Source organism: Sanguibacter sp. 25GB23B1, from assembly GCF_040012415.1.
Classification (GTDB): Bacteria; Actinomycetota; Actinomycetes; order Actinomycetales; family Cellulomonadaceae; genus Sanguibacter.
Genome location: NZ_JBDYKL010000010.1, coordinates 30,067 through 56,436 on the forward strand (window position 1 = coordinate 30,067; position 26,370 = coordinate 56,436).

Annotated in this window: 21 protein-coding genes; 12 read left to right on the top strand and 9 right to left on the bottom strand. The window is 71.6% G+C overall.

Annotation, left to right across the window (positions count from 1 at the left end; genetic code table 11):
• Positions 1-45 precede the first annotated feature (45 nt).
• The 3 genes from ABKW26_RS07970 to ABKW26_RS07980 are packed head-to-tail and all read right to left on the bottom strand — an operon-like array spanning position 46 to position 5,716.
• Positions 46-3,498 carry an ATP-binding protein gene (locus ABKW26_RS07970; RefSeq protein ID WP_348592479.1) on the bottom strand — a complete coding sequence of 1,151 codons (3,453 nt, stop codon included), beginning with the start codon at positions 3,496-3,498 and terminating at the stop codon, positions 46-48.
• Positions 3,498-4,139, bottom strand: coding sequence for a DUF4194 domain-containing protein (locus tag ABKW26_RS07975; protein WP_348592481.1), 642 nt, complete (start codon positions 4,137-4,139; stop codon positions 3,498-3,500). Before ABKW26_RS07975 ends, ABKW26_RS07970 begins: the two co-directional genes overlap by 1 nt.
• Positions 4,136-5,716, bottom strand: coding sequence for a DUF3375 domain-containing protein (locus ABKW26_RS07980; RefSeq protein ID WP_348592483.1), 1,581 nt, complete (start codon positions 5,714-5,716; stop codon positions 4,136-4,138). Before ABKW26_RS07980 ends, ABKW26_RS07975 begins: the two co-directional genes overlap by 4 nt.
• 558 nt (positions 5,717-6,274) lie before the next feature.
• Between ABKW26_RS07980 and ABKW26_RS07985 the strand changes: the two genes are divergently transcribed.
• The 3 genes from ABKW26_RS07985 to ppdK all read left to right on the top strand — a co-directional run bounded on the left by ABKW26_RS07985 (position 6,275) and on the right by ppdK (position 10,592).
• Positions 6,275-6,808 carry a hypothetical protein gene (locus tag ABKW26_RS07985; protein WP_348592485.1) on the top strand — a complete coding sequence of 178 codons (534 nt, stop codon included), beginning with the start codon at positions 6,275-6,277 and terminating at the stop codon, positions 6,806-6,808.
• A gap of 15 nt (positions 6,809-6,823) precedes the next feature.
• On the top strand, positions 6,824-7,372 hold the full coding sequence (locus tag ABKW26_RS07990) for a DUF1629 domain-containing protein (protein WP_348592487.1): 549 nt from the start codon (positions 6,824-6,826) through the stop codon (positions 7,370-7,372).
• Positions 7,373-7,883: 511 nt separating this feature from the next.
• The gene (ppdK, locus tag ABKW26_RS07995) at positions 7,884-10,592 is read left to right on the top strand and encodes a pyruvate, phosphate dikinase (RefSeq protein WP_348592489.1); all 2,709 of its coding nucleotides are present in this window, start codon (positions 7,884-7,886) and stop codon (positions 10,590-10,592) included.
• Between the two features lie 114 nt (positions 10,593-10,706).
• On the opposite strand, the gene ABKW26_RS08000 is transcribed toward ppdK, so the two are convergent.
• Positions 10,707-10,853: a hypothetical protein gene (locus ABKW26_RS08000; protein ID WP_348592491.1), complete on the bottom strand. Its 147-nt coding sequence runs from the start codon at positions 10,851-10,853 to the stop codon at positions 10,707-10,709.
• A gap of 113 nt (positions 10,854-10,966) precedes the next feature.
• Between ABKW26_RS08000 and ABKW26_RS08005 the strand changes: the two genes are divergently transcribed.
• From ABKW26_RS08005 to ABKW26_RS08020, 4 genes are all read left to right on the top strand, one after another.
• Entirely contained in the window at positions 10,967-12,265 is a 1,299-nt protein-coding gene (locus ABKW26_RS08005; protein WP_348592493.1) for an ADP-ribosylglycohydrolase family protein, read from the top strand.
• A gap of 105 nt (positions 12,266-12,370) precedes the next feature.
• Positions 12,371-12,835, top strand: coding sequence for a DUF6098 family protein (locus ABKW26_RS08010; protein ID WP_348592495.1), 465 nt, complete (start codon positions 12,371-12,373; stop codon positions 12,833-12,835).
• A gap of 115 nt (positions 12,836-12,950) precedes the next feature.
• A complete protein-coding gene (locus ABKW26_RS08015; protein ID WP_348592497.1) occupies positions 12,951-14,192 on the top strand; it encodes a zinc-dependent alcohol dehydrogenase in 1,242 nt (413 codons plus the stop codon).
• Positions 14,189-15,268: an NAD-dependent epimerase/dehydratase family protein gene (locus tag ABKW26_RS08020; protein ID WP_348592499.1), complete on the top strand. Its 1,080-nt coding sequence runs from the start codon at positions 14,189-14,191 to the stop codon at positions 15,266-15,268. Before ABKW26_RS08015 ends, ABKW26_RS08020 begins: the two co-directional genes overlap by 4 nt.
• A gap of 49 nt (positions 15,269-15,317) precedes the next feature.
• Here the strand turns inward: ABKW26_RS08020 and ABKW26_RS08025 are convergent, their stop codons facing one another.
• The 3 genes from ABKW26_RS08025 to ABKW26_RS08035 are packed head-to-tail and all read right to left on the bottom strand — an operon-like array spanning position 15,318 to position 18,705.
• Positions 15,318-16,034 (bottom strand): glycosyltransferase, encoded by a 717-nt coding sequence (locus ABKW26_RS08025; protein ID WP_348592501.1) that lies wholly within the window; start codon positions 16,032-16,034, stop codon positions 15,318-15,320.
• Positions 16,031-17,533: a bifunctional PIG-L family deacetylase/class I SAM-dependent methyltransferase gene (locus ABKW26_RS08030; RefSeq protein ID WP_348592504.1), complete on the bottom strand. Its 1,503-nt coding sequence runs from the start codon at positions 17,531-17,533 to the stop codon at positions 16,031-16,033. Before ABKW26_RS08030 ends, ABKW26_RS08025 begins: the two co-directional genes overlap by 4 nt.
• A complete protein-coding gene (locus ABKW26_RS08035) occupies positions 17,530-18,705 on the bottom strand; it encodes an acyl-CoA dehydrogenase family protein (RefSeq protein ID WP_348592505.1) in 1,176 nt (391 codons plus the stop codon). Before ABKW26_RS08035 ends, ABKW26_RS08030 begins: the two co-directional genes overlap by 4 nt.
• Positions 18,706-18,899: 194 nt before the next feature.
• On the opposite strand from ABKW26_RS08035, the gene ABKW26_RS08040 reads away from it, so the two are divergent.
• Positions 18,900-19,889 carry a TIGR03557 family F420-dependent LLM class oxidoreductase gene (locus tag ABKW26_RS08040; protein WP_348592507.1) on the top strand — a complete coding sequence of 330 codons (990 nt, stop codon included), beginning with the start codon at positions 18,900-18,902 and terminating at the stop codon, positions 19,887-19,889.
• Positions 19,890-20,087: 198 nt separating this feature from the next.
• Positions 20,088-21,074, top strand: coding sequence for an aldo/keto reductase (locus tag ABKW26_RS08045; RefSeq protein WP_348592628.1), 987 nt, complete (start codon positions 20,088-20,090; stop codon positions 21,072-21,074).
• A 6-nt stretch (positions 21,075-21,080) separates the two neighbouring features.
• On the opposite strand, the gene ABKW26_RS08050 is transcribed toward ABKW26_RS08045, so the two are convergent.
• A complete protein-coding gene (locus ABKW26_RS08050; RefSeq protein ID WP_348592509.1) occupies positions 21,081-24,212 on the bottom strand; it encodes an efflux RND transporter permease subunit in 3,132 nt (1,043 codons plus the stop codon).
• Positions 24,213-24,339: 127 nt separating this feature from the next.
• On the opposite strand from ABKW26_RS08050, the gene ABKW26_RS08055 reads away from it, so the two are divergent.
• Positions 24,340-24,840 carry a MarR family transcriptional regulator gene (locus tag ABKW26_RS08055; protein WP_348592511.1) on the top strand — a complete coding sequence of 167 codons (501 nt, stop codon included), beginning with the start codon at positions 24,340-24,342 and terminating at the stop codon, positions 24,838-24,840.
• Positions 24,841-24,919: 79 nt separating this feature from the next.
• Complete coding sequence (locus tag ABKW26_RS08060) at positions 24,920-25,102, top strand: hypothetical protein (RefSeq protein ID WP_348592512.1); 183 nt, start codon at positions 24,920-24,922, stop codon at positions 25,100-25,102.
• Between the two features lie 19 nt (positions 25,103-25,121).
• Here ABKW26_RS08060 and ABKW26_RS08065 read toward each other — a convergent pair whose 3' ends face one another.
• Positions 25,122-25,676, bottom strand: coding sequence for a hypothetical protein (locus tag ABKW26_RS08065; protein WP_348592514.1), 555 nt, complete (start codon positions 25,674-25,676; stop codon positions 25,122-25,124).
• Positions 25,677-25,762: 86 nt separating this feature from the next.
• Here ABKW26_RS08065 and ABKW26_RS08070 point away from each other — a divergent pair, with 86 nt between their 5' ends.
• Entirely contained in the window at positions 25,763-26,356 is a 594-nt protein-coding gene (locus ABKW26_RS08070) for a TetR family transcriptional regulator C-terminal domain-containing protein (RefSeq protein ID WP_348592516.1), read from the top strand.
• The last annotated feature ends 14 nt before the right edge of the window (positions 26,357-26,370 follow it).

A 26,370-nucleotide genomic window follows, 5' to 3' on the forward strand; every position in this document is an offset into this window, starting at 1 on the left:
CCAGTCACCAGCACGGCCACCCGGCCCCTCTTCACAGGGCTTTGGTCACAGGCTCCCGGTCGTGGTCACCGCGGCGTCGGGCGCCGTTCCCCCGAGCGCCCCGACGAGGTGCTCCGCGCGCTTGGCCCGGTACTGGTGGATCGTCAGCGTCTGCAGCCGCGAGCTGCGCCCGGTCGGGTTGTCGACGTACCCGACCGCAGAGATGAACGGCTCGATGACGTGGATCTTCTGCAGCGGCGTGACGATGAGGAGCTGGAGCCCGAGGTTGCGGAAGAGCTGGAGGGCGAAGCGCGTCGACTCGTCGGACCCGCGGCCGAACGCCTCGTCGATGACGACGAAGCGGAACGCCTTGGAACGCACCGCGCCCCAGTCGAGCTTGAACTGGTAGGCCAGCGACGCGGCGAGGATCGTGTACGCGAGCTTCTCCTTCTGGCCACCGGACTTGCCGCCGGAGTCGGAGTAGTGCTCGTGCTCGTGGTCGTCGATCCGGTCACGCTCGGAGGCCGAGAGGACGAACCAGTTGCGCACGTCGGTGACCCGACGCGTCCACGCCTGGTCGGCCTCTGACTGGCCCTCACGCCCGCGGAAGCGCTCGATGATCTCCTTGACGCGCAGGAAGCGCTGCTCGGAGTACTGCTCGCCGTCCTCGGCGTCGAGGGTGTCGCCCGTGCAGTCGCGGAGCTGGCTGCGGAAGTCGCGGACCTCCGTGTTCGGGGTGGCCTGCATCTCGAGGCGGATGTAGCGCCCGGGGTTGTAGTCGATCGCGCGCAAGGAGTCGTTGATGACGTCGATGCGGTCGCGGATGAGCTCGGACTGCTTCTGCAGCTCCGCGCTGAACTGCGCGATGTCGCGGATCGTGTTCGTGTTGAGGTAGTCCTTGAACTTCTCCTCGAAGCGCGGCAGGTCGTCGCGGTCGAGGCGTCGCAGGAGGTCCCGGTACTCGTCCGCGGCGCGCACGTCGTTGTCCATCTCGGACGTCTCGACGGGGAACTGGTTGCTGAAGCCCGTCATCTGGCGGGCGATGCTCGTCGCGAGCCTCGACTGCTCGCCGTGCAGCGTGTCGATCGTCGCGGTGAGCGTCTCGCGGACCTTGTGCTCGGCGGCGTCGTGGTCGTCGGGGCGACCTGCTGCACGGGATGCTGCGAAGACCGTGTCGAACGCCTCGCCGATCGCGGTGAAGTGCGTCTGCACCACGCCGTGGCGGGCCTCGGCGAGGACGGACTGCGCGGCGGCGCGCTGGCTGCGGGCCGCGTCGAGCGCATGCTTCTCGCCGCCGTTGCGGACCATGAGCTCGTCACGCTCGTCGCCCAGGGCGGCGACCCGGCGCGCCACCTCGTCGAGCGTCTTCGCGATCTCACCGAGCTCGACGGAGTCGTTCTCGACGCGGTGCTTCTCGGCCGTGAGCTCGGCGATGTCGTTGACGACTCCCTGCCAGTCGAGCTCGGTCCAGTCGCGGAACATCTCGAGACGGCCCAGCGCGTGGGTGCGGTCGACGAGCTCGTCCTTGCGGGCGATGAGCACGTCCCGTCGCCCGCCGAGGTCGGCGAGGCGAGCACTCACCGCGGCGGCCTGCCCGAGGAGGGCGTCGACCTTCGCGCTGTTCGACCAGCCGAGGACGAACCGGCTGCGGTCGTCGATGCGGTCGCGGTCGTTCTTCTCGTGGTGCGTGGAGGAGTGCTTGATCTGCCCCTGGGGAGTGATCGCACGCGTCGCGAGGTGGAAGTCGGCCATCGTCTCGACGCAGTCGAAGGACGCGCGGCGGGCGAGCTCGCGCTCGAGCCACGGGTAGAACGGCGACTGCTTGATCTCGAGCATCTCGACGAGCATCGGCCACCGGTCGCGCTCGGTCCGCTCGATCCGACCGCTGACGTGCGCGGGCACGCGGTGGTAGACGAGGCGCTGGCCCACGTGGTTGTCGTTGATCCACGTGGACACGGCCGGGTAGTGCTCGGCCGGGACGAGCAGCGAGAGCGCGAAGCCGCGCAGGACCCGCTCGGCGGCACCCTCCCACGCCTCGTGCTCCGGGCGGACGGCGATGAGCTCGCCTGCGAACGGCAGCTCGTCCTCCGAGAGCTTGAGGTCCGCGCACAGCCGGGCGCGGACGGACAGGCTGCCCTGCGGCAGGCTCGTCGTGCGGCCGCGCAGGCTCGAGATCTCGTCGCTGAGCTCGCGGCTGTCGAGCTTGACGTCGCGGAGTGTGAAGTCGAGGTCGCCGATGGCGGACTCGACCTCGGCGAGCTCGGCGCGGGCCGCGCCGAGCGCCGCGTGCGCCTCTTCGCGGCGGGCGTCGAACTCGTGGGCACCGGCCACCGACTCGAGGCGGGCGGTCGTGAGGTAGCCGGCGTGCTCGCCGGCACGGCGCTCGCGGTCGGCGCGCAGGTGGTCGAGGCGCGCGATCTCCGTCTCGATCTGGGCGAGGCGGTCACCGCCCTGGCCGGCCCGCTCGAGCTCGAGCCGGCGACGCTCCCACTCGAGCGAGCTCACCTCGGCGCCGAGGATCGTCAGCCGCGACTCGCGTGCAGCGACGGCCGTCTCCAGCTCGGAGATCCGGGCGGTGAGCAGCTCGTCCTTGCGGTGCGCGGTGTAGAAGCGCAGCGCGTCACGCTGGGCGGTGGCTGCGGCGATCCGCTCCCGGAGGTCGGCGTGGGTGTCGCAGTCGGCGACGATCGGCGTGAGGTGGAGGATCTGGGCGCGCGCCTTCGCGACCGCGTCGTGGGCACGGGTGAGGTCGTCGAAGTGCCCGACGAGCTGGTCCGTCCAGCGTCCGGCGTCGAAGGGCTCGAGCATGTGGTGGCGGACGAACTCGTTGAGGTCGCCGACCGACTTCATGGAGACCGTCTGGTGGAAGAGGTCCATCGCCTGGTCGGACTCGATGCCGAGGATGCGGCGGAAGTCCTTGCCGTAGTCGGCGAACGTGTCCCGCACCTGGGCGCCCGACTCCCGCAGGCGGCGGCGCAGCAGGTTGATGTCCCCGTCGAAGTTGGCGAAGTGCTCGGCGATCGTCATGCGCGACGTCGCCGTGACGTAGAAGCGGTTGGGCTGGCCCTGCTCACCGTCCTTGAGCCAGAACACCTGCGCGAGCACGCCGAGGCCGTCGTAGCCACGGTTGGCGAACTCCCCGAGGATGACGGAGTACGTGCTGCCCTCACGGAGCCCCACGGGGCGCGACGTGCCGGTCGCCTCGTTGCGCTCCGACTTGTAGTAGCCGGCCACGTAGGAGCGCAGGGTGCGCTCGCGCGCCTCCGCGCCCGCCGCCTTGTTGTAGCTGATGCGGTTCGCCGGCAGGAGGAGCGTCGTGATCGCGTCGACGATCGTCGACTTGCCCGAGCCGATGTCGCCGGTGAGCAGGGCGTTGCGCCCCTCGAGGTCGAAGCCCCACGTGTGCCGGTCGAACGTGCCCCAGTTGAGCACCTCGAGGCGCTCGAGCCGGAAGCCGGCGCGACGCTCGACGTCGGCGTCCGCGTCGTGCAGCTCGACCGCGCTGAAGAGTCCCTGCATCAGTCGTCCGTCCCTGCGTCGCGTGGTCCTGCGGTGGTGGTGCCTGAGGATGGCGTGCCGCCCGCGGCGTGCTCGAGGTACTCCCCGAGCCGCGCGTCGAGATCGGAGAGCCACTGGGCGTCGACGAAGGCCTTGAGGATGCGGCGCACCTCGAACGCCCCGCCCTCGACCTCGCGGAGGAAGCCGAGCTGGACCGCGCGCCGCACGTGGACGTCGACCTTGTCGACGAGGCGCGCCTCGTTCGACGTGGACGGCAGGAACACCCGGAGCATCTCGACGATCTCCTCGCGCTCGAGGACCAGGCGGGTGTCACCGCCCTCGGAGTCGAACTGGGCGAGCCGCTTGCGCAGCAGCGCGAGCAGCAGGCTCACCTCGAACGGCAGGCTCCGCCGCGCGACGAGGCGCAGCGTGCCCTCCCGGTCCTCGTCGTCCTCGGGCAGCGCCTGGAGGTAGCCGTAGCCCTCGGTCTCGTCGATGACCACAGTGAGGCCGATGGTCGCGACGTAGTCCCGCGCCTGGCTCTGCAGGTGCAGGAGGTCGCGCCACAGCCGCTCGTGCGTGTCGCGGTAGACGACGCCCTTCATGAGCGCGGTGACGACGTGCGACAGCTCCGGCTCGGCGCGGACCGTCTGCTCGCTCATGGGTTCTCCTGCGGTGCGCTGTCGGTCGGCGGGGCTGCTGCTGGTCGGGCGGGTGCGGGTGCGGCCGCGGGCTGCGGCGGCGGCGCCGCGCCCGTGCGCGCAAAGGTGATCCGCGGGACCGTCGCGACCCGCTCCGTGTCGTCGGTGGTCCACCGCACCTCGTCGGTGCGCTCCGCGTCGAGCACCACGTCGAAGCGCGGGTCCTCGAGCGAGAGGTACGTGACGAGCTCGGCCAACCCTTGCTCGAGCGGTCGGCCCTCGACGACGTCGCTCAGCGACACCTGTCCCTGGTGCTGGAGCATCTCCCGCACGCCGAGGGCGAGGCGCTCGGGGTCGACGTGGACCTGCTCGAACAGCAGGCTCGTGTCGAAGTCGACCGCGCCCGGCTCCACGTGCTCGGAGTCGATGCGGACCGTCGTGTGCGGGCGGAAGAGCGGTCGCTCCATGGGGAGGACGATGTCGAGGTCCACGCCGTCGATCTCCGTGGCGAGGGCGGCGTCGACGTCGGTGCCGGGCGGCGGCACGTGGTCGCGGACCGCGAGCGCGCGGGACTCGATGCTCCGCAGGATGTCCATGACGCGGCGGTTCTCGGCCCACACCTGGTCGTCGAGGAAGCGGCGCAGGTGCTCCGAGAGGACGCGGACGGTGGCCTGGGTCTGCTCACCGGCGTCGAGCCAGTCGTAGTGGATGCGCCGCAGCCGGCGGTCGGGTCCGCCCGCGGCGCCCGAGGCCCCGGGGCTGGCGACGGCGCTGATCGCGTCGAGCGACTGGACCTTGGTGACGAGCTCGGTGAACTCCTCCTGGCGCTCGCGCGAGAGGAGGAAGTCGTAGAAGGCGTGGAAGCTGCGGCCCTGGTCGGACTCGGCGATGGAGTTGCGGGAGCCGACGACCTGCTCGAGCAGCTCGCCCTTGGAGCCGTCCCAGCCGGTGATGCGCTCGCGCATGTCACGGTCGAGGGCGCGGAAGTTGGCCTCGACCTCGCGGAAGTCGGAGAGGAGCTCGGCGGCCATGGCGGCGAACTGCTGGTAGCGGTCGCGCTGGGCGGCGGGGTCGAGGACGGTGACACGGCCCTCGCGGACCTGGGCGATCTCGGCGTCGATCTGGGCTCGGCGGGACTCGAGCTCGGCGAGCCGGACGGCGGGGTCGGACTCGGTGCCACGGGCGAGCTGGCGCAAGAGCTCGAAGACGGTGTTGAGGCGGGACTCGGTGCCGACGAAGGACCGCCCGGCGAGCGACGCGACCCAGCCGACGGCCTTCTCGACGGCGGGCGTCGCGTCGTAGTGCGGCTCGTCCGTGCCGGGGCGGTAGTACTTGCGCAGCCAACCGGCGTCGCGGTGCGCCCACGCGTCGAGGTACGCCTTGGGGTGGCGTGGGTAGGGCGCGGGGTCGGTCTCGGCGTTGAGGGCGTAGAGCTCGTCGTCGAGGAGCGAGACGAGCTCGGTCTCCCCGATGGAGCGGACGTTCTGCTCGATGAAGACCCGTCCGAGGAACGTCAGCACGAGTGCGGCGTTGTCCGCCCGCAGGAGCCGCCAGGCGGCGCTGTCGCGGCGCAGGGCCTCGACGTCGTCGTGGTTCATCGCTCTCTTCCGTCCGTGCTCCACCGACCGGTCCCGGTGGCGACCTCAGGGTACGCGCTCGGGGTGGGCGGTTCGAAGTCGCTGGTCGAGAGGCATGGCGGACGGGAGCCGCTCCAGCATGTCCGTCAGCGATCGGATTCTCCCACCATCCGAGCGGCGTCACCCCGTCCTCGTCGTACACGTTGCCGTCATGCCGCTCGCCATCGGGGGCGCCGAGATGAAGCTGCCCAGCACGCTTTCCAACGTCGCAAAGCCCGTGCTCGACGTGACGGTGTACACAGTCAGGTCACGTGCACGGCCGTCCAACCTGGCTCCGAGATCGGCGATCGCCGCGCTGAGGGAGTCCGCGACCACCGCCCTACTGGTGCACTACGACTGCGTGTCGAGCACCGTTCAGACAGCGCAGACACGGGCGATGTGCGGGTAGGGCTCAAGTCGTCGGCTATCGCTGTCGATTTCGTCAAAGCATGCGTTCCTGGACCTGTTCACCGCGTGGGTCGTCGACACTGTGAAGGCCGACCCGACGATCGTGCGAGTCTCCTACTGGAAGTGCTACCGATGACCAGCTACTACACCACCTCAGCGTTCTTCCACCCCACCGACGGCTCTTACTTCACGCGCACTGCGGGCGGGCGCGTCTTCATGGAGCGCCTCCACAAAGACGGCATCTTCGTCGACCCGCCCCTCACTGAATGGACCTGGGACCGGTCCGGACCCGCCCCCGACTGGCCCGCGACAACGGTGCGCCTGTTCAGCGTGCGCATGGCGGACATCGTCCAAGCCCACCTGGGCGAGCTCGACGCCGTGCAATGGATACCGGCCGTCTTCACCAGCACCGACGGACACCGCGGCGACTACCGCATCGCCCACTTCACCGAACGCCCCGACGTCCTCGACCCCGACGCCTCCACCTTCGGACCCAACGGCCAACCCATCCGCTGGGTCCTGTCCGCCCGCAAGATCACCGGCCGACACTTCTTCCCCTCCCACGACTACGGCCGCAACGTCATCATCAGCGCCACCCTGCGCACCGCACTCCTCGACGCCAAACTCACCGGCCTCGACATCGACCCCGTCCGCCTCGTCAGCTGACTGGAAGTGCTACCGATGACCAGCTACTACACCGCCTCAGCGTTCTTCCACCCCACCGACGGTTCCTACAGCGCGTTCACCGCGGCCACCGCCGCTGGGCGCGTTTTTGTGGAGCGCCTCGACAAAGACGGGATCTTCGTCGACCCACCCGTGACGGAGTGGAACTGGCGTCGGCCCGGGCCCGCCCCTGATTGGCCAGCGGTGGCGATGATGGTGCGCCTGTTCAGCGTGCGCATGGCGGACATCGTCCAAGCCCACCTGGGCGAGCTCGACGCCGTGCAGTGGATACCCGCGGTCGTCACCAGCACCGACGGGCACCGCGGCGACTACCGCATCGCCCACTTCACCGAACGCCCCGACGTCCTCGACCCCGACGCCTCCACCTTCGGACCCAACGGCCAACCCATCCGCTGGGTCCTGTCCGCCCGCAAGATCACCGGCCGACACTTCTTCCCCTCCCACGACTACGGCCGCAACGTCATCATCAGCGCCACCCTGCGCACCGCACTCCTCGACGCCAAACTCACCGGCCTCGACATCGACCCCGTCCGCCTCGTCGACTGACCCGGAGGGCGACGCGCGTCCCCGCGGCGCACGGCCTCGACGTGCACGGGTGTGCCTCCGGCGCCGAGCGGGGCCCGGGCGTTACACGGTCGAAGCGACGCGGCCGTGAGAGTCTTGCCGGGAGCCGGCGGCGCAGCGTTGCGCTGCACGAGCTGCTCGACGCTGTCGGGCATCGCCAGCACGTCGGAGTCGACCGCGGCCTTCTCGGCGCGCTCAGCGCGCCACTCGCGCAGGAACAGGGTCGAGTCGGCGTTGGAGCCCCCCGGCGTAGCCGCACAGCCGTCGCGGTGGGCCTCGCGAGCAGCGCGTCCGCGGCTAGGTGGACCCCCTCCCTCGTGCTGAGGTCCTTGCTCAGCATGAGGCCGTCCACGCAGCCCGTTCATTGAGCGACGTGCGTCCGTTCGTGCCTGGAGAACAGTGACGTTCGTCCTGGACTGTCCGGTCCGCCCGGGCCAGAGTGGGTGGAGGAGCGGTCACACCGTGGTGACCGCCCGCGAACGGGAGGCTGGCCGTGGGTACGTACGTGTACGACTTCAGCGAGGGTCACAAGGATCTCAAGGACCTGCTCGGCGGCAAGGGGGCGAACCTCGCCGAGATGACCCGCCTCGGCCTCCCCGTCCCGCCGGGTTTCACCATCACGACGCAGGCGTGCCGGTCGTATCTCGCGACGGGTCTGCTGCCACCGGAGCTGCGCGTCGAGGTGACGATGGCGGTCCGCCGGCTCGAGGACACCCTCGGCCGCGCGCTCGGCGACTTCCACGAACCGCTCCTCGTCTCGGTGCGCTCGGGGGCGAAGTTCTCCATGCCCGGGATGATGGAGACGGTCCTCAACATCGGGCTCAACGACGCGTCCGTGCAGGGCCTCGCCGAGTTCTCCGGCGACGAGCGCTTCGCGTGGGACTCCTACCGGCGCCTCGTGCAGATGTTCGGTAAGACCGTCCTCGGCATCGACGGGGACCTCTTCGCGCACGCGCTCGACGCCGCGAAGGCCGCGCGCGGGGTCTCCTCCGACGTCGGCCTCACCGCCGAGGACCTCGAAGCGCTCGTCGGGACGTTCAAGGAGATCGTCCGTGAGCACGCCGGCCGCGAGTTCCCCCAGCACCCGCGCGAGCAGCTCGACCTGACGATCGCGGCGATCTTCACGTCCTGGAACACCGACCGCGCCCGCCTGTACCGCCGCCGCGAGCGCATCCCGGACGACCTCGGCACGGCCGTCACCGTCATGTCCATGGTGTTCGGGAATCTCGGCGACACGTCGGGCACCGGCGTGTGCTTCACGCGTGACCCGTCCACCGGCGTGGTCGGCACGTACGGCGACTACCTCGTCAACGCGCAGGGCGAGGACGTGGTCTCGGGTATCCGCAACACCCTGTCGCTGGAGGACTTCGCGACTCTCGACCCGGCCGCGCACGGCGAGCTCCAGCTGGCCATGCGCCGCCTGGAGACGCACTACCGGGACCTGTGCGACATCGAGTTCACGGTCGAGCGCGGCAAGCTGTGGATGCTCCAGACCCGCGTGGGCAAGCGCACGGCGGCGGCCGCGTTCCGCATCGCGACCCAGCTCGTCGACGAGCACCTCATCACCCTGGACGAGGCTCTCGCGCGCGTCAGCGGCGCACAGCTCGACAAGCTCCTCTTCCCGCAGTTCGGGGCGCACGACAACGAGCTCCTGACCACCGGGATGGCCGCCTCCCCGGGAGCGTCCGTCGGGGAGGCCGTCTTCGACTCGGCGACCGCGCAGGCGCGCGCGGCCGAGGGCACGGACGTCATCCTCGTGCGGCGCGAGACGAACCCCGACGACCTCGGAGGCATGATCGCGTCCGTCGGGGTCCTCACGTCACGCGGCGGCAAGACGTCGCACGCCGCCGTCGTGGCGCGCGGCATGGGCCTCACGTGCGTCGTCGGGGCGGAGGAGCTGGACGTCGACCCGGTGGCGCGCGCCTTCACGGTGCACGGGCGCACCGTGAAGGAGGGCGAGCTCATCGCGATCGACGGCGGCACCGGCCGGGTGTTCCTCGGCGACGTGCCCGTGGTCGCCTCGCCCGTGGTGCGCTACCTCCACGACGGGCTGGACGCGACGCTCGAGGCCGCCGCGGACGACGAGGACGTCACCGACCTCGTCCGCGCCGTGGACCGCCTCCTCACGCACGCCGACGACGTGCGCCGGCTGCACGTCCACGCCAACGCGGACAACGCCGACGACGCCCAGCGGGCCCGCTCCCTCGGCGCGCAGGGCATCGGCCTGTGCCGTACCGAGCACATGTTCCTCGGCGAGCGCCGCGTGCTCGTCGAGCGCATCGTCCTCGCCGAGGACGACGACGCGCGCAGCGCGGCGATGGACGCGCTCGTGCCTCTCCAGCGTGAGGACTTCACGGCGCTGCTCGCCGAGATGGACGGGCTCCCGTGCACGATCCGGCTCATCGACCCGCCGCTGCACGAGTTCCTCCCGGACTACACCGAGCTCGCCGTCAAGGTCGCGCTCGCCCAGGCGGCGGGCGAGCCGGACGCGCACGACGTGTCCCTGCTCGCGGCCGTGGGGCGAATGCGGGAGGCCAACCCGATGCTCGGGCTGCGCGGCGTGCGTCTCGGTCTGCTCCTGCCTGGTCTCTTCGGGCTGCAGATCCGGGCGATCGCGCACGCGGTGGCCGACCGGATCAAGGCCGGCGGCGACCCGCACGCCGAGATCATGGTCCCGCTCGTCGCGTCGGTCATGGAGCTGCACCTCGTGCGCGACCAGGCCGAGGCGATCGTCGCCGAGGTCGCCCGGTCCGAGGGCGTCGAGCTGCACATACCGGTCGGCGCGATGATCGAGCTGCCGCGTGCGGCACTCACCGCGGGACGCATCGCCACCGCGGCGGACTTCTTCTCCTTCGGCACGAACGACCTCACACAGACCACGTGGGGCTTCTCGCGCGACGACGTCGAGGCGGCGTTCTTCCCCACGTACTCGGCCAACGGTGTCCTCACGGTGTCGCCGTTCGAGACGATCGACGCGAGCGGGGTCGGGGAGCTCGTGCGCATCGCCGTGGAGAAGGCGCGCGCCGTCCGCCCGGACATGACGATGGGAGTGTGCGGGGAGCACGGCGGCGACCCGGAGTCGATCGCGTTCTTCCACGGGGTGGGCCTGGACTACGTCTCGTGCTCACCGTTCCGCGTGCCGGTGGCCCGCCTGGAGGCAGGACGCGCTGCGGTCGCGGCGACGGAGAGCGGTACGCGCTGAGCGGTCGGGTCCGTCGACCTCGGGCACTTGTCTCCAGGTCGGGCGCTCGATCGCCCGATCTCGAGACGAGTGCCCGAGCTCGGGGGTCAACCAGCCGCGCTGGTCAGGTACCGCTCAGGTCCAGGAACCGCTGACCCACGAGAAGACCACGAGCGCGACGACGACCGCCACCTCGAGGGCGAAGAGGACCGCGGTCCACGGGCGGATCCTGCGGGGTGCGCGACGGATCACGCTCACCGGGGTGTCGACGTCGTGCTGCATGCCCCATCCATCGGCACGAGGGGGCCGAACATGAGTCGCGGATCACGAGATCCCCCACCGGTCACCCGCAGATCCCACACGGTTCCGGCAGGTCGCACGAGTAATCTTCAGTCATGGCCACCGACCCCCTCGACCAGCAGGTGCTGGACCGCGCGTCCGGCGTGCTCCTGGGTCAGGCGTGCGGCGACGCGCTCGGTGTCCCGTACGAGTTCGCGTGGCCGCCCGAGGGCGAGGCGCAGATGACCGGTGGCGGCCTCGGCCCCTACGCCCCGGGCGAGTGGAGCGACGACACGCAGATGGCCGTGTGCATCGCGCGCGTGAGCGAGCGCGGTGCCGGCCTCGTGAGCGCCGGCGAGCTCGACGAGATCGCGGCAGCCTTCGAGGCGTGGCTCGCCGACGGCGCGAGCGACGTCGGCACGCAGACGGCCAGCGTCCTGCGCACGGCAGCGACCCTCCCGGGCACGGCCGCCGAGCGGCTCACGACGGCGTCCGCCGTCCTCCACGAGAAGACCCAGAAGACTGCGGGCAACGGGGCGCTCATGCGCACGGGCGTCGTCGGGCTCGTCGCCCTCGACGACCGCGAGCGCACCGCTCGTGCGGCGCGCGCCGTCGCGGAGCTGACGCACACGGACCCGCTGGCGGCGGAGTCCTGCGTGCTGTGGTCGGAGGCGATCCGGGTCGCGGTGACCCAGTCGCGGCTCGACGTCCGTGCGGGCCTGGACCTGATCCCGGCGGACCGCCGGGGGCAGTGGGAGGCGTGGATCGCGGACGCTGAGCTCGCGCGGCCCGTTGCCGACCTGCGGACGAACGGCTTCACCGTCACGGCGTTCCAGGCGGCGTGGCACGCGATCCGTCGCTCGCCGTTCTTCTCGGCCGGCGAGTTCACCGAGTACGACGCGACGGTCTCGCACCTGCCGGACGCCCTGCACCGGGCGGTGCGCATCGGCGGGGACACCGACACGGTCGCGGCCATCGCCGGAGCGCTCCTCGGCGCACGGCACGGCACGCGCTTCATCCCGCGCGAGTGGTCGCTCGCGGTGCACGGCTGGCCGGGCATGCGGGGCATCGACCTCTCGCGGCTCGGTCGGCTCACCGCCCAGCGCGGCCTGGGCACGCCTGCGGGCACGGCTGCCTGCCCCGTCTGCGGGACGCTCACCGTCCCGAGTGCGCGCTACCCCGAGCGTGTGTGCACGTGGTGCGCCGCCTGGGTGACCGACGCGGACGGCGTCCCGGTCTCCCTGTACAACGTGAGCTTCTCCGGTGGCTTCACCGCCCAGTACGACGACGGTCGCGCCGCCGAGCAGGTGACCCGCGAGGGTCGCGTCCTCATCGGGAGTGACGTCTTCGCCGCGGGCGAGGCGCACATGGGCGGGACCGTCGTGCAGGCTCTCGGGGTCAGCGCCCAGGGCTGAGGCCTCACCCGGTCGGCGGCTCGCCGGCGTGTCCGCTCCTCGAGATGCGCGTTCGGCGTCGAGGGGGCACGGTGGTTCTCTCGGTGCGGTTCTCGGGAGGACATCATGAGCGACACGCTGAAGGCCGGGAGCGCCGGCACCATCGACGTACCACCAGGGCTCGAGGACGTGCCCCGGATGATCGACCTGGACCAGATCGCCGCTCTCCAGCGCGAGATCGGTCCGCTCTACCTGCGGTACAGCCCCGGGCCGGTCATCGACGCCCGCACGGGGAGCCACGACAAGGAGAGCGGCTGCGACCTGCCCGGTCTTGCCGCGAACCCTCTCACGCCGGAGCCCTGGTGGGACCGGCCCGAGGACCAGTGGATCGCACGACAGCTGTGCCAGTACACCCACCTGTGGGTCCGTCCGCGCAACGCGGGATGGCTGCTCACGGGGGACGTCGTCGGGCGGGGGTGCGACTCCGAACCGTTGATCGCGGACCCGCAGCCCGTCGCGCTGGTGACCCAGGAGTGCGTCGAGCAAGCGGCGTCCGTCTACGAACAGGCCTTCCACCCCGGTCACCTCTGACGTGACCGCTACCGGAACGGGTCTCGACACACGAAGCAGGTGCATGCATGACTGAGCACGATCCCTTGAGCACGCCCCTCCGTACGTCCGCCCGCGTCTCGTCCGGCGTCGCCTGATGCGCGCGCTGACATGGCAGGGCAAGGAGGACGTCCAGGTCGTCGACGTCCCCGACCCGACCATCCAGGAGCCGACGGACGCGATCGTCCGCATCACGTCGACCGCGATCTGCGGCTCGGACCTCCACCTCTACACGGTGCTCGGCGCGTTCATCGACGCCGGCGACGTGCTGGGCCACGAGCCCATGGGCATCGTCGAGGAGGTCGGGTCCGGGGTGACGCACATCCGCCCGGGCGACCGTGTCGTCGTCCCCTTCAACGTCTCGTGCGGGTCGTGCTGGATGTGCAGCCGCGGGCTGCAGAGCCAGTGCGAGACCACCCAGGTGCGCGACCAGGGGACCGGGGCCTCCCTCCTCGGCTACACGAAGCTCTACGGCCAGGTCGCCGGCGGGCAGGCGGAGTACCTGCGCGTCCCGCAGGCGCACTACGGTCCCGTCCAGGTGCCCGACGACGGGTCGCCCGACGAGCGCTACCTCTACCTCTCCGACGTGCTGCCGACCGCGTGGCAGGCCGTGAAGTACGCCGACATCCCGCCCGGCGGGTCGGTGACCGTCCTCGGCCTCGGGCCCATCGGCCAGATGAGCGCACGCATCGCCCGGCACCTCGGGGCCGAGCAGGTCATCGCGGTCGACCGGGTCCCTGAACGCCTCGAGATGGCGCGCCGGCACGGCATCGACACCATCGACCTGCGCACCACGAAGGATGTCGCCGAGGCCGTCCGCGAGCTCACGGCAGGCCGCGGGACGGACGCCGTCATCGACGCCGTCGGCATGGAGGCGCACGGGTCGCCTCTCGCGAAGGGCGTCCAGCTCGGCGCGAGCTTCCTGCCCGACGCGCTCGCCAAGCCCATGATCAAGAAGTTGGGCATCGACCGCCTCGCCGCCCTGCACACCGCGATGGAGGTGGTGCGACGCGGTGGCACGGTCTCGATCTCGGGCGTCTACGGTGGCGCGGTCGACCCCATGCCCATGATGCAGATGTTCGACAAGCAGCTCACCCTGCGGATGGGCCAGGCCAACGTCAAGCGGTGGATCGACGACGTCCTGCCGCTCGCCGCCGACGTGCTCGACCCGCTCGGCGTGCTCGACCTGCGCACCCACCGCGTCTCGCTCGAGGACGCGCCCGCCGCGTACTCGACCTTCCAGAAGAAAGAGGACGGGTGCATCAAGGTGGTCCTCGACCCCACGATGCCGGCCTCGCAGCCAGCCGCTGAGGCGTCGGCAGGAGCCCCGACGGCATGAGGGTCGTGGTCGTGGGGGCGACAGGCAGCTCCGGCACGGCCGTGCTCCGGGCGCTCGACGCCGAGCCCTCGGTGACGTCCGTGCTCGGGATCGCCCGTCGCCTCCCCGACCAGCATGTCGAGCCCTACTCCTCCGCGGAGTGGGCACGCTTCGACATCGGCCGCGAGGAGGTCATCGACGCAGGCGAGGAGGAGGTCGTCGACGAGCTGGCGGACCTCTTCGAGGGAGCCGACGCCGTCATCCACCTCGCGTGGATCCTCCAGCCCAACCACGACCGCACGTTCCTGCGGCGCACGAACGTCGACGGCACCACGCGTGTCGCCCGGGCGTGCGCCCGCGCCGGGGTCGGGCACCTCGTCGCGGCGTCGTCGGTCGGGGCCTACTCCCCCGTGCAGGACGACGAACCGCGCGACGAGTCGTGGCACCGCGGCGGTGTCGAGACGTCGCACTACAGCGTCGACAAGGTGGCGCAGGAGCGCGTCCTCGACTGGTTCGAGGTGGCGCACCCCGAGGTGGTCGTCACCCGGTTGCGGCCCGCGCTCATCTTCCAGCGCGACGCGGGTGCCGAGATCGTGCGGTACTTCATTGGCTCGTGGGTGCCGCAGGGGCTCCTGCGTCCCGGTCGCCTGCCGATCATCCCGCTCCCGACCGGGCTGCGACTCCAGGTGGTCCACGCCGAGGACGTCGCCCGCGCCTACGTCCTCGCGGTGACCCACCGGGCCGGCGGCGCGTTCAACATCGCAGGCGACCCCGTGCTCTACGCGGACGACCTCGCCCAGCTCGTCGACCACGGGAGGCTCCTCGAGATCTCCCCGAGAGTCATCAGGCCCCTCCTGTCCCTCGCGTGGCAGGCGCACCTCGTCCCCACCGACCCCGGGTGGCTCGACATGGGCATGGGCGCCCCGCTCATGTCCACGACGCGTGCCCGCACCGTCCTCGGCTGGTCGCCGAGGCACAGCTCGGAGATCACTCTCGAGCACATGCTCGACGGGATCGCCGACGGCCGAGGTCAGCGCGGCAGCGTCCCGCTCCGGGACGGCGACACCCCGGTCGCGCCGCGGGACGCGGTCGTCTGATCCGCGCTGCCGGCTGGTCCGGAGGTCGCGGCCTGGACCGCGCATCGGGCTAGCCGGGGAGCAGAGACTCGCGCAGGTGGCGGGCGTAGCCGCCCGGGGTGCGGCCGACCGTCCGTCCGGAGGTGAGGACCCAGCACCGGTCGGTCGCTGCCTCGCGGGCGCCGGCCCGTCGGGCGGCCGCGACGAGCTCGACGTCCTCGTGCTCGTCGAGCGCCGGGTAGCCGCCAGCGGCTCGGTACACCGACGCGCGGATCCCGAGGTTGGCGCCGTGCACGTGCCCGTTCGCGACGCCGGGGACGTGCGTCGCCGACCAGGCCGCGCGCTGCTCGGGCGTGAGATCGCGGAAGTCGGGGCGCACGGTCCCGACGAGGAGGTCGGTCCCGGAGCGCGCGACGGCCAGGTGCTCCGTGATCCAGTGCGCCGGGACCTGCGAGTCCGCGTCGGTGCTGGCGACCCACACGGCGGCCCGTCTCGTGCCCGGACGACGCGCTGCCAGCTCGGCGAGCGCGACGTCGACCCCCGCCGCACGCGCGGCACCGACGGTGCGCTCGGCGAGGTGCACCAGCGTGAACGGGAACCGTCCGGCGATCTCGGCCGAACGGTCCGTGCACCCGTCGAGCACCACGACCACCGCGACGTCGACGACACCCGACGCCGCGTCGACGGCCGCCTCGAGCGCATGGAGACAGGCCTCGAGAAGGCGCTCCTCGTCGTGCACCGGGACGACGACGGCCACCGCGTCGACCTCGTCGAGCGGCGCGGTCATGCGAGGCCTGCCCGTGCGGCGACGGACACGGCCGGCGGGCGCACGAGGACGTCGAGGAGGAAGTCCGCCTCGTCGTGCCGGGCGAGGCGCGCGAGGTCGCTGCGCGCGGCGATCGCGGCGTGCACGGCGTCGCCGCTGGACGGGTACTCGGCCACCGGGTGGCGCCAGTGGCACGCGACGACGACCCCGTCGGCGGTGAGCGATCCGACGACGCGGTCGAGCAGCGCGTCGAGGTCGTCCGACCCGTAGTAGTAGCCGACCTCGGACAGCACCACGAGGTCGAAGCGGCCCGCGGGCCACTCGTGCGGCGTCGCGAGCTGGAGGAAGGTCGCCCGATCTCCCACCCGGTCGCGCGCGGCCTCGAGAGGTGCGGCCGCGATGTCGACGGCCACGAGCGCGTCGCAGCGTCCGACGAGCTCGGCCGTCAGCACCCCGGTCGAGCACCCGATCTCCAGGCCCGAGGTGAAGCGCTGCCTCGGCAGGGACGCGAGCGTGACGGCGCGCTTGCGCTCCTCGTACCAGCGCGTCTCGAAGCCCCACGGGTCGGACCGGCCCGAGTAGAAGTCGTCGAAGAAGCTCTGCGGGAGGGTGGCTGCGTCGCTGGCGCGTGCTGCGCGCGTGACGACGAAGACCTCGGTCTGGCGCTCGAAGTGGCGGACCATCTCCTGCCCGAGCGTCGCCTCGTCGCCCGGCTCGGCGGAGAGCGGAGCAGTCTGCGAGCGGTGGGCGGCGAGCGCAGCAGCCTTCGCGGCCTGCTCTTCCGGCGTGAGGTCGAGGCGCTCCATGCGATCCCACGGGACGGCGTGGTCCGAGGGCGCCGCCCAGTGCCACATCCACACGGGGTACTCGAGGAGGTCGAGGTCGCGGCCCGTCGCGACCGCTCGCGCCACCTCACCGGCGACCCGGTGGTCACGGTGGCCGTCGCCGGCCCACGGTGCACAGAGGACGACGGAGTCTCGGGTCGACGCACCGAGAGCAGCCCCGACGCCACTCTCTGGGACGGCTCGGGCGTCGGCCGCGAGGACGCCGTCGAGCACGGCGTCGAGCACGGCGTCGAGTGCCCGGTGCAGCTGATCGGGGGCTTCGCGCAGCCCACCGTCGGGCAGGCCGAGGAGGTGCACGGCGGCCCGCGGGGCGACGGCCGCGAGCGCAGCGACGAGCTCGGCGCGGCGCACCCGGACGAGGTCGTCACGGGTCCACGTGGGCGAGGCGGGGTGCGACGCGTCGCCGTCCGTCGCGACGACGACCGTGACCGGCACGCCCGATGCGGCGACCCGGCCTACGAGCCCGGCAGCGCCGAGGGTCTCGTCGTCCGGGTGCGCGGCGAGGACGACGAGGTGACCCACGCCGTCGAGGTCGAGGGGTGTGAGGTCCCGCTCCCCCAGGGCGGTCGCCCACTCGCTCTCGCTCGTCCCGGGGTCGCGGTGGTCGAACGCGACGTGCCCAGCGGTTCGGCGTGCGTCCGGTCCGACCTCGCGTCCGGCGTCGCCGACGCTCACCACGGGAGGGTCCCGTGCGCGACGAGGTCGCGGCCGAGCGCGGCGTCGTCCCGCTCGGCGTGGTGCTGGCGGACGTAGAGCGCGAGGTCCGCGACGCGTCGGGCGTGCCTCTCGTCGTGGGCCAGCGGGGCGGGACCGAGCGCGTGCGCGGCGCGCGCGAGCGTCTCCTCGACCGCGCGGGCGACGACGTTGCGGGTGCGCCGCGCGAGGACGCCCGGCGGGACGGCGGACTCCTCGGGCGACGATCGGCCTGGCGTCGTCGGCTCGAGGGGCGACTCGTCGCGCACGCGGCCGTCGACGACGCCGCCCGCGTCGAGCAGGACCGCCCGCGCCCCGGCGAGCGCGGTGTCGATCGCACCGAGGTGCGCCAGGGCGAGCTGGTCGGGCTCGCGCCGGGTGCACGCAGCGAAGACGTCGCGTGCGACGCCGACTGCTCCGCCCCACCAGCACGCGGCGACGCCGATGCCGCCCCACGCGAAACCGGGCCTGGACAGGTACCAGCCGGTGTCACCGACGGGCACAGCCGGGGCGCTGTCGAACCGGACGGGCGCGCTGACGACCTGCGCCAGCCCGCGGGCGACCCACGGGCCCGCGTCCGCGGCGACTGCGGTGCTCCGGAGGTCGACGGCGAAGAGCCGGCGACCGTCGTCGGTCCACGCGGTGACGAGGGCGTGGGAGAGGTCGCGGGCGAGGGAGCACCAGGGCTTGACGCCGTCGAGCGTCCAGCCGCCGGCGTGCTGCGTGGCCGTGACGCGCACACCCGGGCCTTCGGCTGCGTAGACGCCCCAGGTGCTCGTCGAGCCGGCGTCGACCTGCTCGAGGTCGACGCCACCGGCCGCCGCGAGGATCGCGAGCGCGTCGAGGTGCGGCTCGAGGATGCGAGCGACGCCCACGTCCGCTGCGGCCGTCGATGCGAGCAGCTCCCAGAGGCGAGCCGTGTCACCGCCTCCCGGGAGGGGTGCGACCCGCCCCACCGTGGCCGCCCACTCGAGCGCAGGTGCGACGCGTCCGTCGAACCCCAGGACCTGGGCGACGAGCGCCACGGTCTCGTCCGTGCTGTCGTCCGTGCTCCTGTCAGCGCGGACGAGCTTGCTCGCGTCTGCCGGGCCGTCGGGCTGCCGCAGCCGGACGGGTGCACCAGCACCGTCCGAACCTGGAGTCTCCTGCGTCATGTGTTCCCCTCGTGCACCGTCGTCGAACCTGCTGTCTCCGAACCTTGGGCGAGACTATGAGAGAGCGCCTCGCCGCGCGCGCTGTGCGAGCAGTGCGCGCAGTCACGGTGCTGCTCCTGCCCCGTGGGCGAGGACGCGCTGCTGTCCGGACGCGCTGCAGATGCACCCCGACCAGGCGCGGGTGACGATGAAGCATGACGCGATTCGGGTACACCCTCATGACCGAGCAGTCGGGCCCCAAGGCCCTCGTCGACTACGCGGTCGCCGCCGAGCGGCTCGGCTTCGACTTCGAGGTGTCCAGCGACCACTACTTCCCGTGGCTCGACACGCAGGGCCACTCGTCGTACGCGTGGGCCGTCCTCGGGGCGGTCGCGCAGGCGACCGAGCGCGTCGACCTCATGACGTACGTGACGTGCCCGACGATCCGGTATCACCCCGCGATCGTCGCGCAGAAGGCCGCGACGCTGGGGCTGCTCTCCGACGGCCGCTTCCTCCTCGGCCTCGGTGCGGGCGAGAACCTCAACGAGCACGTCGTGGGTCAGCGGTGGCCCGCGGTCGACGAACGCCACGAGATGCTCGACGAGGCCATCCAGATCATCACCGAGCTCTTCACCGGCGAGCTCCTCACCTACGAGGGGTCGCACTTCCGCGTCGACTCCGCTCGGGTGTGGGACCTGCCGGAGACCCCGGTCGAGATCGGTGTCGCCATCTCCGGGCCGCAGTCGATCGCGCACTACGCGCCGGTCGCCGACCACCTCATCACCACCGAGCCGTCGGCCGACCTCCTGCGCCTGTGGGACGACACGCGGGCGGACTCGTCGCTGCCGGCGTCGCGCAAGATCGGGCAGATCCCCATCTCGTGGGACACCGACGAGGATGCGGCGATCGCCCGTGCGCACGACCAGTTCCGGTGGTCCGGCCTCGGCTGGCCGGTCAACGCCAACCTCCCGACCACCGAGGCGTTCGCGAGCGCGAGCTCGTTCGTCCGCCCGGAGGACGTCGCCGGGTCCGTCACGTGCGGCCCGGACCTCGACGCGATCGTCGAGGCGGTCTCGGTGTACTGGGAGGCCGGTTTCACCGACATCGCGCTCGTCCAGGTCGGCGACGAGAAGCAGCAGGAGTTCCTCGACACGGCCGCCGGCCCGCTCCTGGAGAAGCTCCGCGCGGCGGCCCCGAAGGACTGATCGGCCGGGGAGCCTGCGTCGGGCTCCCCACGGGGGCGTGCTCTTGAGGGCAGAACGTGCACTCCACAGCACGCCCCGCCCGCAAGAGCACGCCCCGCCCGGGCGCGACGTGGTGCGGAGCGACCTCCCGGGCGGAGGACCTCTGTCAGCGCGGGTCCGCGCCGGCGGGTGTTCACTGGTGACATGACGAACCAGAGCATCGGAACACGCACCCTCGGCACCGCCGCGCCCCTGACCGTCTCGACCCTCGGCCTCGGCTGCATGGGCATGTCGGAGTTCTACGGCACGAGCGACGAGGCCGGCGCGATCGACACGATCCACCGCGCGCTCGACCTCGGCGTGACGTTCATCGACACCGCGGACATGTACGGGCCGTTCACCAACGAGAAGCTCGTCGGCCGCGCGATCGACGGGCGGCGCGACGAGGTCCAGCTGGCGACGAAGTTCGGCAACGAGCGCCTCGCCGACGGCACCCGGCTCGGCATCAACGGCCGCCCGGAGTACGTGCGTGCGGCGTGCGACGCGTCGCTCGAGCGCCTCGGCGTCGACCACATCGACCTGTACTACCAGCACCGCGTGGACAAGACGGTCCCGATCGAGGAGACGGTCGGCGCGATGGCCGAGCTCGTCGCGGCGGGCAAGGTGCGACACCTCGGCCTGTCGGAGGCGTCGGCGGGCACGATCCGCCGCGCGCACGCCGTCCACACGATCACGGCGCTCCAGACGGAGTACTCGCTCTTCACGCGCGACATCGAGGACGAGATCCTCCCGACGCTCCGCGAGCTCGGCATCGGCCTCGTGCCGTACTCGCCGCTCGGCCGCGGCCTCCTGACCGGGGCCCTCACGCCAGAGTCGCTCGACCCGGACGACTCCCGCCGCTCGGGTCGCTTCCCCCGCTTCGAGGGCGCGGCGTACGAGGCGAACATGGCGCTCGTCGCGAAGATCACCGAGATCGCCGACGGCAAGGACATCACGCCCGGGCAGCTCGCGCTCGCGTGGGTCCTCGCGCAGGGGGAGGACGTCGTGCCGATCCCTGGGACGCGACGGGTCCGCTACGTCGAGGAGAACGCCGCGGCGGCGGCCGTCACGCTCACGGCCGAGGACCTCCTCGCGCTGGAGTCGGCGGTCCCCCGCGACGCCGTAGCGGGAGCCCGCTACGGCGACATGACGTCGATCGACGACTGACCGGGATCAGACCAGGACCGGCTCGCGGGCCGGCGTCGGGTCGTCGAGCTCGTCGGGGGTGCGCTGCGCGCGGCGCCCCTCGACGAGCCGGTAGAGCACCGGCACGAGCACGAGGGTCAGCGCGGTCGACGAGACGAGCCCGCCGATGACGACGATCGCGAGGTCCTGGGAGATGAACCCGGCCGAGCCCATGATCCCGAGCGCCATGGGGACGAGCGCGAAGATCGTGGCCAGCGCCGTCATGACGATGGGTCGCAGGCGCTGCCGGGCGCCGTTGAACACGGCGTCCTCGACGCTCTGACCCTGCGCCCGGTACTGGTTGACGAGGTCGATGAGCACGATCGCGTTCGTCACGACGATGCCGATGAGCATGAGCATCCCGATGAGCGCCGAGACGCCGAGCGGCGTGCCGGAGACCAGGAGGAGCAGGATCGCTCCGGTGGCCGCGAACGGGATGGACACGAGCAGGATGAGCGGCTGCACGAGCGACCGGAAGGTCGCGACCATGAGCAGGTAGACGATCGCGATGGCGATGAGCATCGCGAGGCCGAGCTGCTCGAAGGAGTCGCCCTGGAGCTCGGCGACGCCGCCGAGGCTGGCGGTCGCGCCGTCGGGCAGGTCGAGGGCGTCGACGCGCTCCTGGACGTCGGAGGTGAGCGCTCCGAGCTCGCCCTCGACGGGTGTCAGGGAGATGGTCGCGACGAGCTCGCCGTCCTGGCGGGCGATGGTCGTGGGGACCTCGACGCGCTCGACGGAGGCGACGTCGGAGAGCGGCAGCATCCCTGCGGCGCTGGGCAGGAGCATCTGCTCGATCTCGGCCGTCGTGGCGGGCGTCGCGCCGGTGTCGACGAAGATCTTGTACTCCGTGTTCTCGATCCGCAGGTCCCCGACGCTCTGCGGCGTGAGGGTCCCGGCGACGATCCCGACGACCTGCATCTCGGTCAGGCCCCGCTCGAGGGCTGCGGTCCGGTCGACGACGATCTGCAGCGTGGGCTGCTCGGCGGCGCGGTCGGAGCCGACCTCGGTGGCGTCGTCGACGTCCTGGACGGCGGCGAGCACCTGGTCGGCGGCGTCGGCCAGCGCGGTCTCGTCCCCGGCCTCGACGATGATGTCGACGGTCGAGGAGAAGCCTCCGCCGGTGTCGGGCAGCGTGATGGTGCCGGCGTCGGTGATGCCGGCGAGGGCGTCGCGCACGGTGTCCTTGAGGAGCACCTGGTCGGCGTCCTCGTCGGTCGTGATGATGTACGACGCGGTCCCGCCGCTGCCGCCGAGCATCGCGCCGAGGCCGTCCCCGCCGGAGCCGGCGGTCATCATGACGGCGTCGATCCCGTCGATGTCGGCGAGGGTGTCCTCGACCTTCGTGGCGCCCTCGCTCACGGCGTCGAGGTCGGTGCCGGGCTCGAACTCCTGGGTGACCATGAGCATGTTCTGGCCGGTGCTGCCGAGGAAGTCGACCTTGAGGAGCGGCACGAGCGAGACCGTGACGACGAGCAGGAGCACGGAGGCGACGAGGGTGATGACGGGGTGGCGCTGGGTGGAGCGGAGCACGGGCTTGTAGGCGCGCTGGAGCGGGCCGTTGTGCTCTTTCTCCTCGGCCTCGGCGCGGACCTTCTCCGCACGGGCGGCGGCCTCGGGGTCTGCGGCCGATGCGGCGGTGGCGTTGGCCTTGGTCCCGAGGAACCAGTACGAGAGGACGGGGACGATCGTCAGGGCGACGACGAGCGAGGAGAGCATGGCGATCGCGACGGTGATCGCGAAGGGCCGGAAGAGCTCGCCGACGGTGCCGCTGACGAGGGCGATGGGCAGGAACACGGCGATGGTCGTGAGTGTGGAGGCGGTGATGGCGCCGGCGACCTCGCGGACGCCGGTGAGGATCGAGCGCGTCTTGGGCTCGCCGTAGCTGAGGTGTCGCTTGATGTTCTCGATGACGACGATGGAGTCGTCGACGACGCGGCCGATGGCGATGGTCAGCGCGCCGAGCGTGAGCATGTTGAGCGTGTAGCCGCCGACGTAGAGGCCGACGAAGGTCACGAGCACGGACAGCGGGATGGAGATCGCGGTCACGAGCGTCGAGCGCACCGACATGAGGAACACGAGGATGACGACGACCGCGAACACGAGGCCGAGCAGGCCCTCGATGGCGAGGTGCTCGATGGACTCCTCGATGAAGGGCGCCTGGCTGAAGAGGACGTTGAGCTCGACGTCGTCGAGCTCGGTCGCGAGGGAGGCGAGGACGTCGTCGACGTCGTGCGAGACGGTCACGAGGTCGGCGTCCGAGGTGGCGGTGATCGAGAGCGAGAGGCTCTCGACGCCGTTGGTGCGCGTGATGGAGGTGACGTCCTCAGGGACGAGGGCGACGTCGGCGACGTCGGCGAGGGTGACCACGGTGCCGGGCGCGGTGGTGGAGGCGAGCGGGAGGCCGGCGAGGTCGTCGAGGGTCGTCAGCGGCGAGCCGGCCTGGACGGAGAGCTCTTCGCCGTTCTCGGCGATGCTCCCGACGGGGAGCGTGAGGCCGTTGGCCTCGAGCGCGGCGCTGATGTCCATGACGGAGACCCCGGCCGCGGCGAGCTCAGCCATGCGGGGCGTGATGGTGATGCGCTCAGTCTGCGCACCGGAGACGGTGGCGGCGCGGACGCCGTCGACGGCCTCGAGCTGCGGGACCGCCACCTCGGCGAGGCGGTCGGAGAGCTCGGTCGTCGAGCCGCCCGAGGACGCGGTGATGAACATGATGGGGAAGTCGGAGATGCTGCCCGCAAGGATCTCCGGGGTGGCGTCCGCAGGGAGCGCCGCGACGGACTCGAGGGCGGTCTCGAGGGCCCGCTTGAACTCGACCGCGTCGGTGCCGAACGCGTAGGTGACGGCGATCATCGAGACGGAACCGGAGGAGCTGGCGACGACCTGCTCGACGTCCGGGACGGTGGTGATCGCCTGGGAGAGCGGCGCGCTGATCTGCTCGTCGACCACCTCGGGGCTCGCGCCGGGGAGGGTGGTGATCACCGTCGTCTGCGGGAGCTCGATCGACGGGATGAGCTCCTGCTTGAGGCTCGTCATCGAGTAGAGACCGAGCCCGGCGATCATGAGGGTGACCAGGGCGACGAGCGCCCTGTTGGCCAGGCTCAGACGGGTGAGGCGAAACATCGGGACCACCAGAGGGGTAGGGGCTGCTAGCGTGAGTACTTAGCGTCACGCGAACGTTAGTGTGAGGCTAAGTACCCTGTCAACGACGAACCGCCGTCAGGCACACCCGAGCCGGAAGACCAGACGTATGACACCCGTGGACAACGCCGCCCGCGACGACGAACGCGCAACCCTCGTCGAGCAGCTCTTCGAGGCGCAGCGCGCGCTCGAGACGACCGTCATGCCGCGCATGGCGGAAGAGCTCATGACCATCCCGCTGACGATGCAGCAGCTCAAGGTCCTCGCGATCCTCGGCACCGAGACCGACGACAACACCGTGCAGGGCCTCGCGTCGTCGCTCGGCGTCTCCCTGGCGACCATGTCGGGCATCCTCGACCGGCTCACCATGCACGGCATGGCGACCCGCCACGAGGACCCGGTGGACCACCGTGTGCGGCGCATCGTCGCGACACCCGCGGGCAAGAACATGGTCCGTCGCCTGCTCGCCGCCCAGCCGCAGATCCACGACGCACCGCTCGCCCTGCTGGCGATCGACGACCTCCGCGCCCTCAACCAAGGAGTCAACGCCCTCGTGCGCGCGATCCGATCCGTCTCCCCCGAGATCCCCCAGGACGACGCGACACCCTGACCGCCCCGACGCGCGAGCCTGCCGGTTTCACTCCAGACTGGGAGGAGCCCACCTGCCCTCGCACGAAGGACGTGACACCGTGAAGTTCCTCTTCTCCAAGCTCCGCTCGATCATCGTCGTGACAGTCGTCGCCGGCATCGCCCGGTTCATCGGCCGACGCATCTCCAGCCAGTCGGTCAAGAACAACCACGGCAAGCCCACGAGCCTGTCGCAGACGCTCGACTCGCTCACGGCGAAGCGCGGGGCGAAGGCGCACCACTGAGCCTCGAGCCGGTGTGGGCCTAGCGTCGAGCCACGGCCGACGACGACGCCTTCGCCGCCCGCGGCCAGATCGTGTAGCTCACGGCCCAGAGCAGGTCGATGGCCACGACGATCCCGAGGATCGCGAACCACTGGTCGAGGGCTGCGGTGCGGGCAGGCTCGTCGACCCACCAGACGAGGGTCCAGAGGATCGCGGCGGCGATGCCTGCCGCGAGCAGGGTGCGCGCGACGTCGGCCCAGCAGGCGCGGGCGTACGGCCAGCCGTCCAGCCGGACCGGAGCGGGGCCGTCCGCGAAGCGGTGCGCGAACCGGCGGTCGGCCCACACGATCATCCGGTGCCCGTACGCGACCGAGAAGCCGATGTACGCGGCCGCGAGGCCGTGGGCTGCGGTCGCGTCCGCGCCGGAACGCAGGTGGACGGCCGTCGCGACGAGCAGGACGAGGTCGATGAGCGGTGCGAGGGCGAGGAGTGCGACGCCCACCCGTGGAGCGCGGACGAGGTAGCGCGCCGAGAGGCCGGCGAGGACAGCGACCCAGAAGCCGACCTCGCACGCCACGATGATGCCGATGAGCACGCCTGACCACCTTGCGATCGAGAACCCTTGTGCGCACGGTCGTGCTCACAAACGGCGATGTTAGCACGACTGTGTACACTCAGAGGGTGCCCAAGCTCATCGACCACAGCGCTCGCGAGGTCGAGGTCGCCGAGGCAGCCTGGCGCGTCCTCGTCCGCGACGGACCCACGCGCCTCTCCGTCCGCAACGTCGCCGCCGAGGCCGGCCTCGCCACCGGCTCGCTGCGCCGCTCCTTCCCCACCCAGGACGCCCTGCGCGTGTTCGCGCTCGAGCTCGTCAGCCGTCGCGTCCGGCGTCGCCTCGAAGCACTCACCGAGCAGGACACCGTCCGCGCGACGGTCCGCACCTACCTCGAGCAGATCCTCCCGCTGGACGACGACAGACGCGTCGAGATGGAGGTCTTCCTCGCCATCGGCACCCTCGCACTCACCGACCCGGGCCTGCGCCCCGCCTACGACGACGCCCACGCGGGACTCGCCCACCTCTGCGAGAGCACCCTCCGGGCGCTCGTGGGGTCGGGCGAAGGCTATGCGGCACCCGACCTGGCGATGGAAGCCCGGCGGACGCACGCCCTCGTCGACGGCCTCGCCCTCCACCTCGTGCGGCAACCTCCCGGCGGGTCCACCAGCTGGGCTCGCGACGTCCTCGACGCGCACCTCGACTCGCTCCGCACGGGCTGAGCGGCGCGGACAGC